Raw genomic sequence first — 16,126 nt, 5'->3', positions numbered from 1 at the left:
GCCCGGCCGATGCCGGGACCCGGAGCGAAGGCCGGGCAGACCGAAAGGCTAGATGGTGTAGTGCACTCCGGCGACCGCCACCGCGACGTCGCCGCCGAACACCGGGCGGGCCTCGGCCATCACCGTGGTCTGTGATGTCCACACGGGAATGTGCGTGAGCAGGAGCCGGCGCGCCCCCGCCGCCGCAGCCGCCTCCCCGGCCCGCTTTCCGGTCAGGTGGACGTCCTTGATGCCGTCATCACGGCCTTCCTCGAAGGCTGCCTCGCACAGGAACAGGTCGGCGTCCTTGGCCGCTTCCTCAAGCCCGGCACAGGAATCGGTATCACCGGAATAGGTCAGGGTCCGGGACACCAGGGTGCCGTCCTTGTCCGGCTCCACCACTTCCACCCGCAGGGCGTAGGCCTCCTCCACGGGGTGGTTCACGGCGAAGGGCGTCACGGTGAAGGGCCCCACGGTCACGGCTTCGCGTTCCGCCCAGTTGGTGAAGTCGAATTCCTCGTGCATCCCGGGGTCCAGCTCCAGGCCGTACGCCGTGGCCATCCGGTCTGCCGTGGCCGCAGGTCCCCAGACGGGGATCCGGCCGCGCCCCCAGCCGCCGGGCTTCCACCGGACAGCCACGTGCAGGCCGCACAGGTCCATGCAGTGGTCGGGGTGCAGGTGGGTGAGGAAGATGGCGTCAATGTCCTCGAGGTCAGTGTAGCGCTGGATGGCACCCAGCGCCCCGCTGCCCAGGTCCATGACCACTTTCCAGGTCCGCTCGCCGTCGTTTGCGGTCAGGAGGTAGCACGACGCCGGTGACCCGGGGCCGGGAAAGGAACCTGTACAGCCTACGATGGTGAGCTTCACTGGCCGGTTCCTCCGGTCACCGGGCTGCCCACGAAGTTGGAAATCCGCGGACGCGCTGCAGCGCTTTGGGCTGCGGCGATCATCTCCGGGGTGATCCGGGCCAGGCTCCCTGTGGGGTACTGGGCGGCCACGTGGTCCACATGCCGGACGGAGAGGACCTCGGGCCCGAGGAACCTCCGGGCCAGTGCCTCGAACTGGCCGGCGTCACCGGTGGCCACGAAGTGGTGCTCCGGCGGGGCAACGTCAGTGCGCTGCAGGTTGTGGGTGGCCAGGGCGCGGTAGACGTCCTTGGCCGTTTCCTCAGCGCTGGACACCAGGGTCACATCCGCCCCCATGACGTAGGAGATGACACCCGTGAGCAGCGGGTAGTGCGTGCAGCCCAGGACCACCGTGTCCACGCCGGCAGCCTTCAAGGGGGCAAGGTACTCCTCGGCGACAGCCAGCAGCGCCGGCCCGGTGGTGACCCCTGCTTCGACGTAGCTGACGAACTCCGGGCACGCCACGGAGGTGATGGCAAGGTCCGGCGCAGCGGCGAACGTATCTTCATAGGCGCGCGACCCTACGGTGGCGGAGGTGCCGATCACGCCCACCCGTCCGCTGCGGGTGGCGGCCACGGCACGCCGCACCGCAGGCTGGATGACTTCGATAACGGGGATGCCGTACTTGGCCGTGTACCTCTCGCGGGCGTCCCGCAGGACCGCGGCCGACGCCGAGTTGCAGGCAATGGTGAGCAGCTTGACGCCGGAGTCCACCAGTTCGTCCATCACGCCCAGGGCGTTGGCCCGCACCTCCGCGATGGGCAGGGGGCCGTACGGTCCGTGCGCCGTGTCCCCCACATAGAGGATGGACTCGTTGGGAAGCTGGTCGATGATGGAGCGGGCCACCGTGAGGCCGCCAACACCGGAGTCGAAAACGCCAATGGGCCGCGACTCCAGGGCGGCGGCGGGCAGGTCGCTGGCGTCGGACCCCGCTGCAGCGCCGGCTGACGGATCCATGCTTGAGGCTCTACTCATGATTATTCGAGGATAGGTCTTCCCCGCAGCTCCAGTCATGAACCTGTGGCCGGGAGCTCATGTCTGGTGTGTCACAGCGCAGGGACGGGGAGCAGTCCGCGCCGCTCACCGGCGGGAGTCCATGGACTGCAGCATGGCCTGGACGAGCGACTCCTGGAGCCAGGTGGCGAAGTTGTAGACCAGGGCCAGGTAGCTCTCCACGTCCTCGGCCTGGGACCAGTCCTGCATCAGGTGGACGTGCTCGGCGTCCTCCTCGTCCTGGATGTCCAGCCGCTCGGCGAGGACCAGCCGGACATCGTTCAGTGCCATGGACCAGTGCCGTGCGCCGTCGGACGTCAGGACGATCTCGTCCTTGTCCAGGTCCAGGGCCGCGGCCCGCAGGGCGCCGATCTTCGTTTCCCGCAGCGAGCGTTCGGTGAGCTGGCGGAACTCCAGGGAGGCGCCGGCGTCGTCCTTCATGACGTTGGGAAGCAGGCGCTTGACGGCCCGGTCACTAGGCTCTGCCACGTCCATGTCCAGGCCGATCAGGGCGGCCAGGGGATCCTGGCCGTCGCGGTCCTCCGGCTGGAGCATGGAGATGACGTCATGGATCAGGCTGCGCAGCAGGTCGCGTTCCGCGGGCTCAAGGTAGCCGGTGATGCCTTTGAGTCCGTACTTGAATGCCTTAGCCACGTTTTCCCTTGCCCTGTCCCCCGCCGGAGTTGCCGTTGTTCCCGCCGCTGGCTTTTTCCACGGTGGCCCACAGCCCAAACCCGTGCATGGCCACGGCATGGCGTTCCACCTGTTCCTTGCTGCCCGAGGCAACAATGGAGCGGCCCTTCTTGTGGACCTCCATCATGAGCTTGTTCGCCTTGCTCTCCGAGTAGCCGAAATAGCTTTGGAAAACATAGCTGACGTAGCTCATGAGGTTGACGGGATCGTTCCAGATCACCAGGTTCCAGGGGATGTCCGGTGCGGTCAGGGAATCTGTGGATTCCGCTGTTCCGGTCCGGGTGCCCTCCTGTGTATCAGGGCCGAGCGCAACGCTTAAGGTCATCTGTCCATTCTATGGGGATGCCGGACCCACGCCGGCGAGGGGCCCGCGGCGAAGCGAAGCGAGACGTGGGAGCCGGTGGGTGGGCCCACGCCGGCGAGGGGCCCGCGGCGAAGCGAAGCGCGACGTGGGAGCCGGCGGGGACTAGAGTGACTTTCGTGAGTACCTCCGCTGGCTGGGAGCATCCCCGCACGTCCTTTTACACCGACCACTACGAGCTGACGATGCTGCAGGCATCGCTGCATTCCGGGGCCGCGCACCGCAAGTCGGTGTTCGAGGCTTTTGCCCGGCGGCTGCCGGATGGCCGGCGCTACGGCATCGTGGCCGGCACGGGACGGCTGCTGGAGGGCATCGCCAACTTCCGCTTCGGGGACGCCGAGCTCGAGTTTTTGGAACGCACCAAGGTGGTCAATGCGCAGACGCTGGAGTACCTCGCGTCCTACCGTTTTTCCGGTGACATCTGGGGCTACCCCGAAGGCGAGGCGTACTTCCCGAACTCCCCCATCCTCATCGTCGAGGCCACGTTCGCCGAGGCCTGCATGCTGGAGACCTACCTTTTGTCCGTGTTGAACCATGACAGCGCCATCGCCTCGGCTGCTTCCCGGATGGTCACCGCGGCCGGCGGCCGGCCCTGCATCGAGATGGGCTCCCGGCGCACCCATGAGGAAGCAGCCACCGCTTCTGCCCGGGCAGCTATCATCGCCGGGTTCGACAGCACCTCCAACCTCGAGGCCGGGATCCGCTACGGGATCAAGACGGTGGGCACCGCCGCCCACTCCTTCACCCTCCTGCACGACACCGAGCGGGACGCGTTCGAGGCCCAGATTGCCTCGCTCGGCGACCACACGTCCCTGCTGGTGGACACGTACGACGTCGAAGCGGCCGTCCGCACGGCCGTGGACCTTGCGGGTCCTCGCCTGGGGGCGGTCCGGCTGGACTCCGGCGACCTTGTGGCCCAGGCGCAGTGGGTGCGCAGGCTCCTTGACGACCTCGGCAATGAAAACACCAAGATCGTGGTCACCTCCGACCTCGATGAGTACGCCATCGCCGCCCTGCAGTCCGCCCCCGTGGATTCCTACGGCGTGGGCACGTCCCTGGTCACCGGCTCGGGCGCCCCGACGGCGAGCATGGTGTACAAGCTGGTCAGCCGCACGGACGACGACGGAACGTTCGTCTCCGTGGCCAAGGCGGCCAAGAACAAGGCCAGCGTGGGCGGCCGCAAGTACGCGCTGCGCAAGCTCAACGAGCGCGGGATTGCCACAGCGGAAGTAGTGGGCGTCGGCCGCCGGCCGGAGGATGACGGCAATGACCGTCCCCTCCTGCAGCAGTTCATGAAGAACGGGGAGCTGCTGCCGGGCTGGACCGGCCACGAGGGCGTGCTGCGGGCCCGCCAGCGCCATGCGGATTCCATGGCGGAGCTGCCGCCGGTGGTCAACCGCCTGCAGCGCGGGGAAGCAGCCATCCCTACTCTCTATGAAGAAAACTGAGGAGAACCGATGTCCCGGGCACTGATCATCGTCGACGTCCAGAACGATTTCTGCGAGGGCGGTTCGCTGGCCGTTTCAGGCGGCGCGGATGTTGCCGGCGCCATCAGCGAATATGTGGACGCCCACCACGGCGAGTTCGACCACATCGTTGCCACCCAGGACTGGCATATCGATCCGGGGGAGCATTTCTCTGACACACCGGACTTCAAAGACAGCTGGCCGCCGCACTGCGAGGCGGGCACCCCCGGTGCTGAACTGCATCCCGACCTGGACACCGAATACATCCAGGCCTACTTCCAGAAAGGCCAGTTCTCCGCGGCCTACTCCGGATTCGAGGGCCTGCTGGCCCCCGAGGATGCGGTGCCCACCGGGGAACGGCAGCCCGGGGCCCTGCCCGGTCCCGCGGACGCCGAGAGGTTCGCTCCGGACGAAGACGCGATCGGGCTGGACGACTGGCTGCAGAGCCATGACGTGGAGGACGTCGTGGTTGTGGGAATCGCCACGGATTACTGCGTGATGGCAACGGCCCTGGACGCCGTCCAGGCCGGTTACTCCGTCACCGTCCTGCGCTCCCTGACGGCCGGGATCGCCGAGGACCTGGAGGAAGCAGTGGCCGAAATGGAACTAGGTGGCGTTGACGTAGCCTAGGGCAGCTACAGGAGTGGCCCGGCGCCCATGGGCAGCCGGCCCTTCGTTGTTTCACCCGCCCCTTGATCCCGGGGCAGGAACGGGAACCGGGTACTACAGTGGATGCATGGCTGCCAGCCGCAATCCGCTCGACGACCTGCGCGAAACCATCGGCCGCCTTGCCGATCAGCTCAAGCTGCCCGGCTCGGAGCGCGTGGACGACCTGGTCGGCGATCTCGTGGGTCCGAAGCCCGGGCCGGCCCGGCCATTGTCCGAGGTGCAGGCCGAGCTCGACGCGCTGGTTGGACTGGAGACAGTGAAGGAGCAGGTGCGGGCGCTCGTGGCACTGCTCCAGGTCCAGGCCCGCCGCAAGGCGCACGGACTGCCGGAGGTGGCCACATCACAGCATCTGGTGTTCCTCGGAAACCCGGGCACGGGCAAGACCACTGTGGCGCGGCTCCTGGCCGAGATGTACCGCGCGGTCGGCCTGCTGCAGAAAGGCCACTTGGTCGAGGTCGACCGTTCAGGCCTGGTGGGGCAGTACGTCGGGACGACCGCCATCAAAACGGATCGGGTGATCCGGCGTGCACTGGACGGCGTCCTGTTCATCGACGAGGCCTACGCGCTGTCCCCGGAGGACGGCCGGATGGACTTCGGCCCCGAGGCGATCGAGGTCCTGCTCAAGCGGATGGAGGACCACCGCCACCGCCTGGTGGTGATCGTGGCAGGGTATCCGCGGCTGATGGAGTCCTTCCTGCTCTCGAACCCCGGACTGCGCTCCCGGTTCGCCCGCGAGATCACGTTCCCCGACTACTCCGTGGACGCACTCCAGACGATCTTCAACCGGATGCTGACCCAGCACGGGTACAGGCTGGAGCCGGGCGCGGACCAGATGCTGCGCCGCATCTTCACCGGGCTCCACGCGGGCGAGGACTCCGGCAACGCACGGTTCGCCCGCACGCTGTTCGAGCAGGCGCTCAACCGCCAGGCGCTAAGACTGTCCCTTGACGAGGAACACAGCCTCGACGCGCTCGATCGTGAGGCCGTCATGACGCTCACCGCGGACGACCTCGTCGAGGCCGCGCTGGCCTTGGGCGAGGAACCGGAGCCGGAACCGACGCCGGAACCGGAGCAGCCACGCTGGTGGCGCTGGCTGGCCTGACCGGCGATGCGGCGGCTGCAAGGCGCACTTTCAGGGAGCAGTCCACTAAGCACCGGGCCACCTTATAGTGCCAGCCCCGCTATTTCCGGCCGATGAACCAGTCCTGGAGCTTCCGCAGTCGAGACTGCAACTGCTCCTCGTTCGCCTGGGCAACGGGCGGTCCGCCGCACACCGTCCGCAGCTTGGTGTGCACCACCCCGTGCGGAGTGCCGGTGCGGGCAGACCAGGCGGCCACGTTCTTGGCCAGCTCGTTGCGGAGGTCCATCAGCATCCGGTGGTCCGGGACGGCCGGAGCCGGGCTTTCCGCCGCCGCGGGTGCCTTCCGGTTCTTGCGGTTCAGCTGCTCGTGCTGGCGCTGCCGCAGCAGCGTGCCCACCTGCTCCGCGTCCAGCAGCCCGGGGATGCCCAGGAAGTCCATCTCGTCGTCGGACCCCACCTCGCCGCCCGTGCCGAACTCGCCGCCGTCGAACAGCACGCGGTCAAAGGACGCCTGCGAATCCAGGGCCTCGAACTTGCCCTTGGTGAGGCTGTCCGATGCCTTGTCCTCGCGGTTGGCCTCGGCCATCAGCGAGTCCTCGGGATTGAACAGGCCGTCCGCGTCTTCCTTCTCCGGGCGGTCCAGGGCGTGGTCCCGTTCCGCCTCCATAGAGTTGGCAAGGGCCATCAGCTGCGGCACCGAGGGCAGGAAGACCGACGCCGTTTCGCCCCGCTTGCGGGCACGCACGAAGCGGCCCACCGCCTGGGCGAAGAACAGGGGGGTCGATGTTGACGTGGCATACACGCCGACGGAAAGCCGCGGAACGTCCACGCCTTCGGACACCATCCGGACGGCCACCATCCAGCGTTTCTCGCTGGCGGTGAATTCCTCGATCTTGCTCGACGCCTTCGCGTCATCGGAAAGGATGACCGTGGGAGACTCCCCCGTGATCCTCTTGAGCTGTCCGGCATATGCGCGGGCGTCCTCGTGATCCGTGGCAATCACCAGGCCGCCGGCGTCGGGAACGGTGCGGCGCACCTCGCTGAGCCGCCTGTCCGCACCCGCAAGCACCGCCGGAATCCACTCGCCTGCGGGGTTCAGAGCGGTACGCCAGGCGTGGGACGTGATGTCCTTGGTCACCGCGGCCTCACCCAGCGACGCCGCCATCTCCTCGCCGGCACTGGTCCGCCACCGCATCTGCCCGGAATAGGCCATGAACATCACCGGGCGGACCACGTGGTCCCGCAGCGCATTGCCGTACCCGTAGGTGTAGTCCGCCTTGGAGCGGCGGATGCCGTCCCGGTCCTGGGCGTATTCGACGAAGGGAATGGGAGAGGTGTCGGAACGGAACGGCGTTCCCGTCAGCGAGAGCCGCCTGACCGCGGGGTCGAAGGCCTCGCGCAGCCCGTCACCCCAGGACAGTGCCTCGCCGCCGTGGTGGATTTCGTCAAGGATCACCAGCGTGCGCGCAGCTTCCGTCTTGGCGCGGTGGAGAAGCGGCTTGCTGGCCACCTGCGCATAGGTGACGGCAACGCCGATGAAGCCGCGGCCGTGCTGGCCGTCGGAGTTCTTGAAGTTGGGGTCGATGGCGATGCCCACCTTTGCCGCCGCATCCGCCCACTGCCGCTTCAGGTGGTCGGTGGGCGCCACGATGGTCACCCTGTTAACGGCGCCGGAGTCGATGAGGGTGGACGCCACCCTCAGCGCGAAGGTGGTCTTGCCGGCGCCCGGCGTTGCCACGGCGAGGAAGTCGCGTGGGCTGTTGCGCAGGTACAGGTCCAGGGCTTCCTGCTGCCAGGCACGGAGTTTCGGGGCGGTTCCCCAGGCTGCACGTTCCGGATAGGCCGGAGGCAGGGTGGGGCCGCCAAAGAGCGTCTCCGTCACTATTTGTTGTTGCCCGAGTCCCCTCCGGGACCCTTGCCGCCGTCGTTGCCCGGGCGGAGGCCGTCGTAGACCTCTTTGCACATCGGGCAGACCGGGAACTTCTGCGGATCCCGTCCCGGCGTCCAGACCTTGCCGCACAACGCGATGACAGGATCCCCGGTCAGCGCGGACTCCATGATCTTTTCCTTGCGCACATAGTGCGAAAAGCGCTCCCGGTCCCCGGGCTCCACTTCCTGGCGCAGTTCCTCGCGCTCAATGGTGGCTGTGGACGTTCCAGCCCCGGAAAGCTCGCGCATCGGGTCGTTTTCGAGAGGGTCCGTCGTGCTAGTCATGCCAACCATCTTAGCTGTTCCACCGGCCGGACGTTCGACGTCGGCGCGTCCCCTGCCGGCCGCCGTCGGACTTTGCGGCGGCGTGCGCCGGCAGCGGGCGGTGCGGGCTAAATCCCCTGCCAGGCGGGCTTGTTGTCATAAGTGTGCCGGTAGAAATCCGCCAGTTTCAGTGCCGACGCCGCGGCCTCGTCCAGCAGGACGGTGGCGTGCGGGTGGAACTGCAGGATCGACGCCGGGCAGATGGCGGCGACGGGACCCTCCACGAACTCGCGGACAGCCTGGGCCTTCTGCGCACCGGTTGCCAGCAGGATGACGTGCCGCGCGTCCATGATGGTCCCCAGTCCCTGCGTCAGGACATGGTGCGGGACGTCCGCCAGGCTGGAGAAGAACCGGGCGTTGTCCCTGCGGGTCTGTTCGATGAGGCTCTTGATGCGGGTCCTCGAAGCGAAGGAGGATCCCGGTTCGTTGAACGCGATGTGTCCGTCCGTTCCTACCCCGAGGAGCTGCAGGTCCACCCCGCCGGCAGCAGCGATCGCCTCCTCGTAGGCGCGGCAGGCAGCCGGGATGTCCGCGGCGGCACCGTCCGGCCCGTGGACGTTCTCCGGCCGGATGTTGACCCGGTTGGTGAACTCCCGGCGGACCACTTCCCGGTAGGACTCGGGGTGTCCGGGCGGAAGTCCCACGTATTCGTCCAGGGCAAAACCGGAAGCCCGGCTGAAGTCCAGGCCGTCGCGCTCATGGCGGGCAGCCAGCTCATCGTAGACCGGAAGCGGGGACGAACCCGTCGCCAGGCCAAGGACGGCATCAGGTCTGCGCCGGAGCAGGTCCTCGACGGCATCGGCAGCAAGCTTGGCGATGTGTTTGCTGCCGTTGAGGATGACGACTTCCATGCTGTTTCCTTCCGAATGCTCTTCAGCGGTTGACGGACACCTGGGCCAGCAGTTCGGGCCCGCGGGCGTCCAGCCATTTTCCGCCCAGCCTGACGCCTAGAACAAACAGGACCAGGCCCAGGACCGTCCCCGCGGTGAGGTTGATCCAGCCGAAAAGGCCGTTGCCCGTGACCACCTGCGCAACCAGGAGGCCCACCTGCGGCAGTACCAGGACCATAAGGACCAGCAGCCCTCCGAACTGCACCGCGAGGGTCTGCCCCACGTTGCCGGGCGGTTTCTTGAACGGGCTGTCGCCCGGCAGCGGAACAGCCACGGTGTACCGGGCCGAGACTACCGACGCCAGTCCCAGCCCGGTGAACAGGATGCCAAGGCTCAGGCCCAGCTGGCCGGGCAGGCCGGCCCAGTCCCCTGTCAGGGCGGAATACCCGAGGGCGAACACCAGCACCACCGGCAAGGCGAACGCCATGCAGGCCAGGGCGCGGCCCAGCCGGTCCGCCACTCCCCTGACGCCGGTGGCAAGGTGCAGGGCGAAAGCGGTGTTGTCGTAGGACACGTCGGCAGAGATGGACCAGGCAAGGATGAACGCGGAGAGCGGGGCAAGGATGCCCAGGCTGGTGAAGTCCCCGGTCTGGCTGCCCTGGAAGGCCAGCACCACGGGAAGCAGGGGGATCACCACCAGAGATCCCGAATACCGTGGATCCCGGAACCAGTACGTGAGGGACCTCGCCATGACCGCACCGGCCGGAGTGGCGGGCAGCACTCCCAGCAGTCCCAGCCTGCCGCCTTTGCGCCTGCCGCTGCCCGCGTACGGAGGAGTCACCAGCGCCCGTTCCAACAGTGATTTCCATGCCCACGCGAGCGCGGCCAGCGCTGCAACGGATACCAGCAGCTTCAATGCTGCCTGTCCCGGCTGCCCGGCGGCCACGTCACCGCCCAGCGACCACGGTGCGCCCAGCGGCGTCCAGGACAGCGTCCTGGCAAAGCCGGGCAGGAAACCGGTGGAGGCTGAGAGGCCCTGGCCTATTCCGGCCACAATGGGCCCCATCAATACCAGCGGCACCATGAACGCTATGGCGCTGATGTCCTTAAACCGCCGCGATGCGGCCAGGCTTGCCGTTGCCGTGGTCACCACTTTGGCGAGCACCACGCACGTCAGTACGCCCAGCACTGCCCCCACGAACGCGGCGAGCGCAGGAAGGACACCATGGGACCACGTGGCCACCGTGGACAGCGCCACCAGCGAAGTGGCCAGCCCCGGAATGCCGATCAGTCCGCCCAGGGCCAGCCCGGCCAGCATCTGCTTCATGGGGATCGCGAACGTAGTGAACCGTGCCGGATCCAGGGTCATGTCCGTGGCAGAGGCCACCACCGGCACGACGCCCCAGCCCAGGATGGCGGCGGATCCGCCGAGCACCACAGCGGTCTGGGCAAGGTCAAGAGGCGCGTTACGCAGCATCACCAGTGCCATCACAAGCGTTGCCACCATCCCCAGTGCGTAAAGCCCGGCGATGGCCATCCCCACCAGTTGCCACGGGCTGCGACGCAGGCCGTTGCGCAGCAGTGTCAGCTTGAGCCTTAGAAGGTGCGCAACCATTCCAGTCCTTCCGTGTGGCTGCGGCCGCCCACCAGCTGCACGAACCGGTCCTCCAGCGAGGCCCCGGCACGCACCTCGTCAACGGTTCCGGCGGCGAGCAGCCGTCCGTTGGCCACCACTGCCACGTGGTCGCACATGCGCTGCACCAGGTCCATGACATGGCTGGACACGATGACCGTGCCGCCCGAAGCGACGTAGCTGTCAAGGATGGAGCGGATGTTGGCCGCGGAGACCGGGTCCACCGCTTCGAAAGGTTCGTCCAGGACCAGCAGCCGGGGCGCGTGGATGAGGGCGGAGGCCAGCGCAATCTTCTTGGTCATGCCCGCCGAGTAGTCCACCACCAGGGTGCCGGCGTCATCCTGGAGATCCATGGCGGCGAGGAGGTCCGCAACGCGCGTGGCCACAGTCTCCCGGTCCATACCCCTCAGCAGCCCCGCATAGGTAATGAGCTGCTCGCCGGTGAGCCGGTCGAACAGCCGCACCCCGTCCGGCAGGATGCCCATCAGCCTCTTCGCGTCCAGCGGCCGCTGCCAAACGTCCACGCCGTGGACTGCCGCTGTCCCAAAGTCCGGACGCAGGAGGCCGGTTGCCATGGACAGCGTGGTGGTCTTACCGGCGCCGTTGGGGCCCACTATGCCGTAGAAGGAGCCGGCCGGCACGTCCAGGCTGATGCCGTCCACGGCGATCTTCCCGCCGAACCGCTTGGCAAGCCCGCGGATGGACAAGGCCGGCACCTGCGGTGCCGCACCGGGGTGCAGAGCCGGCACGGAATGCAGTGCATGGTCTGGTTGCGGGGCCGGCTCGCGTTGCGGGGCCTGATCGGGTTGCAGTGCCGGGTCGGGTTGCGGGGCAGTCATGAAGCCAGACTAGCCCTCGGGTACCCGCTGCGGGGTCCTCCCTGAGGAGTAGCGGGAAAGGCGTAGGAACCACTTCCGGCAGGACGCTGTCCGGCGACATCGTCCCGGGGCTCCCTAACGCACCTTCCGGATGCGGATGGGCCCCTTGGCGGTGGAGGGATCCACCACCGAGCCGCCTTGGGTGATCTGGACTTCGCCTGCGTCAACCAGCCGCCGCGCCGCCCTGCGGGCGGGCTCCATGAGGTTGCGCCACGTCCCGCCGCCGACAGCGCGGGCAGCCTCCGACGGGCAGATGGTGGACGTGGCGGCCCTGGCGGCCAGGAGTTCCAGGATGGCGGCTTCCAACTGCTGGTCGACCCCGCCGCCCGGCGCCGGCGCCCCCTCAGCAGCTGGCTCCCGCTCAGGGTCCGACGCGGGCTTTGGCGGAGTGCGGCGGTCCCGACTGGCCATCACGGGACCGTCAGAAGGTGCGCCGCGGAACGGCACGCTGGTATTGCGGCGGCCACGCGAGGTCATGGCCCAGTTCAAAGGCAGCCCTCAGCCACCAGTGCGGGTCCCGCAGTGCTGCCCTCGCGATGAGGACGCCGTCAGCCTGTCCTGTGGCGACGGCGTGTTCAGCCTGGCCTGCCGAGGTCAGCAGGCCAACGGTGCCGGTGGCCACTCCGGCTTCCTTCCGGATGGCTGCCGAAAATCCGGTCTGGTAGCCGGGGCCGGCCTTGATCTGCTGGTGGGCAACGGCGCCCCCGCTGGACACGTCGATAAGGTCCACACCGTGTTCGGCGGCCTGCCGTGCCAGGCGCACGGAAGCGGCCAGATCCACGCCGCCTTCTGCCCAGTCGCTGGCGGAGATCCTCAGGAGCAGCGGCATGGACTCCGGAATGACCGCGCGGACGGCGTCAACAACAGCCAGCATCAGCCGGTTCCGGCCCGTTTCGTTGCCGCCCCAGGCATCGGTCCGTGTGTTGATCAGCGGGCTCTGGAACTGGTGCAGGAGGTACCCGTGGGCCCCGTGGATCTCAATCGTGTCGAAGCCCGCGTCCACCGCCCGCACAGCGGCGTCGGCAAAGTCGCGCACCACGCCGCTGATCTGCTCCACGCTCATCGCCGCGGGGTCCGCGTACCCTTCGAAACCCAAAGGCGACGGGCCCACGGTGGTCCAGCCGCCGTCGGACTCCGGAACGCTGCCGTGCTTGCCGGAAAATGGCCAGTAGGTGGACGCTTTCCTGCCCGCGTGGGCGAGCTGCACGCCGATCTTGGCGTTGGCGGCGCCGTGCCGGTGGACAAAGGACGTGATCCGCTGCCAGGCTTCCGCCTGCTCACCGTTGTAGAGGCCGGCGTCGCGGGGGCTGATCCGGCCTTCCGCATTCACGGCGGCGGCTTCGGTCAGTATCAGCGCCGCGCCCCCGGTGGCGAAGGACCCCAGATGCATCAGGTGCCAGTCGTTCGGGACTCCCGGGGCGTCGTCGGGGTCGCAGCTGTACTGGCACATCGGCGACACCCAGCCCCGGTGCTGCAGCTCCAGCGAGCGGAGCCGCAGGGGCTGGAAGAGCGCCGGCACTAGAACAACACCCTCGCGAGGGCCTGGCGCGCCTTGGCAACCCGCTCGTCCGCGGTGCCCACCACATCGAACAGCTCCAGAAGCCGGACGCGGGCAGTCTCACGCTCCGGGCCGAAGTTCCGGCCAATGAAGGAGACCAGCCGGCTCAACGCATCCTCCACATGGCCGCCGGCCACATCAAGGTCTGCCACCCCCAGCTGGGCCTCAAGGTTGTCCGGCTCATTGGCCGCGAGCGTGCGCAGGGCTTCGCCGTCCTGGGCGGAAAGTGGCTGCAGCCTCCCCATCAGCTCCACCTGGGCCAGTCCGGCCTTGGCCTCATGGTCCGCAGGCATCTCGGTCAGCGCCTGGCGGTAGGCAACGGCCGCGGCAGCGTAGTCCCCCGCTTCGATGGCGTCGAACGCCGCCTGGTGCAGCGGCGGCAACGGCGGCGGAGCGTCCTCTTCCTCCGCACCGGCACCCAGGCTCCCGGTCACGCCGTTCGCGGCGGCCACTTTCAGCAGTTCGTCGAAAAGGCTGCGCACCTGCTGCTCGTCCGCGCTGCCCTGGAAGAGCGGCACCGGCTGGCCCTTGAGGACGGCCACAGCGGTGGGGACAGCCTGCACCTGGAAGGCTTGGGCAAGCTGCGGGAACGCTTCGATGTCCGCGGCGCCAAGGACCAGCCGGCCGCCGTAGCCGCCAACCACCCGCTCCAGGACCTCAAGCACGGCTGCCGACTCCGGCGAGTAGGAGGCCCACAGAGCAAACACCACAGGCACCTGCGCCGACAGCTCCACGAGCTGCTGGAAGTTGCCCTCGGTGACGTTGACCTTCAGTTCCTGGGCGCCGGGAGCGGCACCCGGCTGGGCGCCTTCCTGCGGCGTTCCGGTCCCGGCCGGTGAAGCTGCCGAGGCCGGGCGCTGCTTCAGGCTGGAAAGGTCGACGGCGCCGCGCAGGTTAAGCAGGTTGGCAGCGGCAGGAGGGACTGGGCGGGAAGCTGGCGAACTCATGCTTTCCACTCTAGCCACTCCGGCCGCTGCCGGGGCTACTGCAGGAAGGGGATTACTTGAAGCTGGCCCCCGTCAGGCCGCGGGTTGCCGCCACAAGCTTCATCGGGTCCGTTGAACCTGCCGGCGGCACGTACACGGCCACCGACTCGGCAAAGCTCAGGACCATGCCGGTGGTGGTTTCCTTGCCACCGGCCAGTGCCGCTGCGTCGTCACCGATGGTGAGCTTGTCGCCTGCGGCCTTGGGGGTCCCCTCGAAGCCGAAGTTGATCCGTCCCAGGACCAGCGCGCCGCCGTCAGCCGTGCGGAAGACAACAGTGCTTTCGGGGACCAACTTGTGGGTGAAGGAGAAGTTGCCGTTCTCACCGGACTTCACCACTTCGGCCTGGTAGGACAGGGTATCCGCGATGTACGGCGAGGACTCCCCTTCCACCAGCTTGTCCTTGAAGGCCGAATCTTCGGAGGTGAGGCGGTCCGCCAGGCCGGACAAGGCTTCTTCACCGCTGTAGAGCAGGCCCGTCTTGTCTGCGGGTGCCAGCGTCTCGGTGCCGTCCCGGCTGATGGTGGGGAACGTGGTGCCGGGCTGCAGCGGGTTGGTTTCCACGAGCTTGTAGTTCTCACGCGGCGAGGCCTGGACCAGCGTCAGCAGCTGCGGCACCACATTGCCCTCACCCTGGGTCACGGCCATGACGGACCGCGGCCATTCGCGGTCGCTGGTCACCACGGTGGTGAGGAGCTTGGTGGAGCGCACCGGCATGCGCGGCTCGTAGGAGCCTACCTGTGAACGGATCTTGTAGTTCTGGGTGCGGACTTCCAGTTCGGTCCCGCCCACACGGTCGGACAGCTTGGCGGCATCCTTGGCCGCATCTCCAGCGTCAACGGCGCTGGAGACCTGCTCCAGGATCCGGCGGAACTGGGCATCCAGCAGGACGGGGGAACCTGCCTCCTGCGCTGCGGGCGACGCCGTTGCCGCGTCCGCGGAAGGCGCGGGCGCGGGAGAAGTGGCACTTGCGGCGACGCCGGTCCCGGCCACCACGGCAGCGGCAACGACGCCGGCAGCAGCCATGGTCACCCGCGACGACGACTTTGCCTCGCTGCGGGCGCGGGCGCGCCGGGCAAAGCCGCTGCCCTCTCCGCCGCCCTCACCGTTGCGCCTGCGGGCAGAGAGCAGGGCCAGTACGATCCCGGCAACAACCAGCAGGGAACCAAGGACCATCAGGGGAACGGCCCAGGGTGTGGAGGTGTCGTTCGGGAACGTCATGGAGATGGAGGCAGGTGCGGGCTGCGTTCCGTCCGAGGCCAGCAGCAGGGTCCAGTCCCCGTCAGCCGGCGGGGTCCAGGAGTACTCAAGCTCCCCGCTGGCATTCTCGGTGGAAACCCAGAGGTCAGAGCCGGCAGGGTTGGGGGCAGTGGCCTCGCCGTCGGCGTGCTCAACCTGGAGCGACTCTCCGTCCTCGGTCACACCGGTAACGGTGTTGTGTGCGGCCTGGCCAACCCATGCGTCCACGTCGTCCGGCCTGCCGGAGGCCAGCATGAAGTTGCCGTCGCCCTCGATATCGATCTTGACTGTCCCGCCGTGAAGGGTCCGCAGGTTCTGGTCGATCACGGTGATCGGCGCAGCGGCAGCATCGGCCGGCGCGGAAGCCGTAAAGGTTTCGGAGGGGGCCCAGATGGTCCTCTGGCCGATGCCGGCCAAAAGTGTCAGGAGGCCGAGCAGCACGAGTGCGACTGCAGTCTTTAAACGCAAGGGAACACCTATCATCAGCGGGGGTTTAGTTTCAATAGTATCCGTTTTGTTATCGCGGGCCCGGATCGGGGCTTCGCGCAGGATCGCCAGCGGGGCTCTGAACAGGCCCTTCAGCTGTTGTTGACAAGGCTGCTGA

16 protein-coding genes are annotated in these 16,126 nt (G+C 67.9%); 3 read left to right on the top strand and 13 right to left on the bottom strand.

All coding sequences use genetic code 11. The features are described 5' to 3' along the window. Positions 1-48 precede the first annotated feature (48 nt). From AC6CHP_RS03920 to clpS, 4 genes are all read right to left on the bottom strand, one after another. Positions 49-846: an MBL fold metallo-hydrolase gene (locus AC6CHP_RS03920; protein ID WP_104184890.1), complete on the bottom strand. Its 798-nt coding sequence runs from the start codon at positions 844-846 to the stop codon at positions 49-51. Next, positions 843-1,841: a glutamate racemase gene (gene murI, locus AC6CHP_RS03915; protein WP_498228243.1), complete on the bottom strand. Its 999-nt coding sequence runs from the start codon at positions 1,839-1,841 to the stop codon at positions 843-845. Before murI ends, AC6CHP_RS03920 begins: the two co-directional genes overlap by 4 nt. Positions 1,842-1,964: 123 nt before the next feature. After that, positions 1,965-2,531: a DUF2017 domain-containing protein gene (locus tag AC6CHP_RS03910; RefSeq protein WP_104184892.1), complete on the bottom strand. Its 567-nt coding sequence runs from the start codon at positions 2,529-2,531 to the stop codon at positions 1,965-1,967. Next, positions 2,524-2,895, bottom strand: coding sequence for an ATP-dependent Clp protease adapter ClpS (gene clpS / locus AC6CHP_RS03905; RefSeq protein ID WP_104184893.1), 372 nt, complete (start codon positions 2,893-2,895; stop codon positions 2,524-2,526). The genes AC6CHP_RS03910 and clpS overlap by 8 nt, the downstream gene beginning before the upstream one ends. A 155-nt stretch (positions 2,896-3,050) precedes the next feature. Between clpS and AC6CHP_RS03900 the strand changes: the two genes are divergently transcribed. The 3 genes from AC6CHP_RS03900 to AC6CHP_RS03890 all read left to right on the top strand — a co-directional run bounded on the left by AC6CHP_RS03900 (position 3,051) and on the right by AC6CHP_RS03890 (position 6,168). Continuing rightward, positions 3,051-4,379, top strand: coding sequence for a nicotinate phosphoribosyltransferase (locus AC6CHP_RS03900; RefSeq protein WP_104185158.1), 1,329 nt, complete (start codon positions 3,051-3,053; stop codon positions 4,377-4,379). Positions 4,380-4,388: 9 nt separating this feature from the next. Continuing rightward, on the top strand, positions 4,389-5,027 hold the full coding sequence (locus AC6CHP_RS03895; protein ID WP_498228242.1) for an isochorismatase family protein: 639 nt from the start codon (positions 4,389-4,391) through the stop codon (positions 5,025-5,027). 106 nt (positions 5,028-5,133) lie between these two features. After that, complete coding sequence (locus AC6CHP_RS03890) at positions 5,134-6,168, top strand: AAA family ATPase (RefSeq protein WP_427117782.1); 1,035 nt, start codon at positions 5,134-5,136, stop codon at positions 6,166-6,168. A gap of 79 nt (positions 6,169-6,247) precedes the next feature. Here the strand turns inward: AC6CHP_RS03890 and AC6CHP_RS03885 are convergent, their stop codons facing one another. The 9 genes from AC6CHP_RS03885 to AC6CHP_RS03845 form a co-directional block, all read right to left on the bottom strand. Beyond that, on the bottom strand, positions 6,248-8,029 hold the full coding sequence (locus AC6CHP_RS03885) for a DEAD/DEAH box helicase (protein ID WP_188727914.1): 1,782 nt from the start codon (positions 8,027-8,029) through the stop codon (positions 6,248-6,250). Continuing rightward, entirely contained in the window at positions 8,029-8,370 is a 342-nt protein-coding gene (locus AC6CHP_RS03880) for a DUF3039 domain-containing protein (protein ID WP_066277043.1), read from the bottom strand. Before AC6CHP_RS03880 ends, AC6CHP_RS03885 begins: the two co-directional genes overlap by 1 nt. 98 nt (positions 8,371-8,468) lie before the next feature. Continuing rightward, on the bottom strand, positions 8,469-9,251 hold the full coding sequence (gene nagB / locus AC6CHP_RS03875) for a glucosamine-6-phosphate deaminase (RefSeq protein ID WP_188727912.1): 783 nt from the start codon (positions 9,249-9,251) through the stop codon (positions 8,469-8,471). 22 nt (positions 9,252-9,273) lie between these two features. Further along, positions 9,274-10,845: a transporter gene (locus AC6CHP_RS03870; protein WP_498228241.1), complete on the bottom strand. Its 1,572-nt coding sequence runs from the start codon at positions 10,843-10,845 to the stop codon at positions 9,274-9,276. Then, on the bottom strand, positions 10,827-11,702 hold the full coding sequence (locus AC6CHP_RS03865) for an ABC transporter ATP-binding protein (protein WP_427117709.1): 876 nt from the start codon (positions 11,700-11,702) through the stop codon (positions 10,827-10,829). Before AC6CHP_RS03865 ends, AC6CHP_RS03870 begins: the two co-directional genes overlap by 19 nt. A gap of 114 nt (positions 11,703-11,816) precedes the next feature. Continuing rightward, complete coding sequence (locus AC6CHP_RS03860) at positions 11,817-12,152, bottom strand: DUF3253 domain-containing protein (protein ID WP_498228240.1); 336 nt, start codon at positions 12,150-12,152, stop codon at positions 11,817-11,819. A gap of 10 nt (positions 12,153-12,162) precedes the next feature. Then, complete coding sequence (locus AC6CHP_RS03855; RefSeq protein WP_427117710.1) at positions 12,163-13,260, bottom strand: NADH:flavin oxidoreductase/NADH oxidase; 1,098 nt, start codon at positions 13,258-13,260, stop codon at positions 12,163-12,165. Next, complete coding sequence (locus AC6CHP_RS03850) at positions 13,260-14,246, bottom strand: co-chaperone YbbN (protein ID WP_498228239.1); 987 nt, start codon at positions 14,244-14,246, stop codon at positions 13,260-13,262. Before AC6CHP_RS03850 ends, AC6CHP_RS03855 begins: the two co-directional genes overlap by 1 nt. A gap of 52 nt (positions 14,247-14,298) precedes the next feature. Further along, positions 14,299-16,005, bottom strand: a complete 1,707-nt coding sequence (locus tag AC6CHP_RS03845; RefSeq protein WP_498228238.1) for a DUF8094 domain-containing protein — start codon at positions 16,003-16,005, stop codon at positions 14,299-14,301. Between the last annotated feature and the right edge of the window lie 121 nt (positions 16,006-16,126).

This window comes from Pseudarthrobacter sp. GQ63 (assembly GCF_059758765.1).
This window is presented reverse-complemented; position numbering and strand designations above follow the sequence as displayed.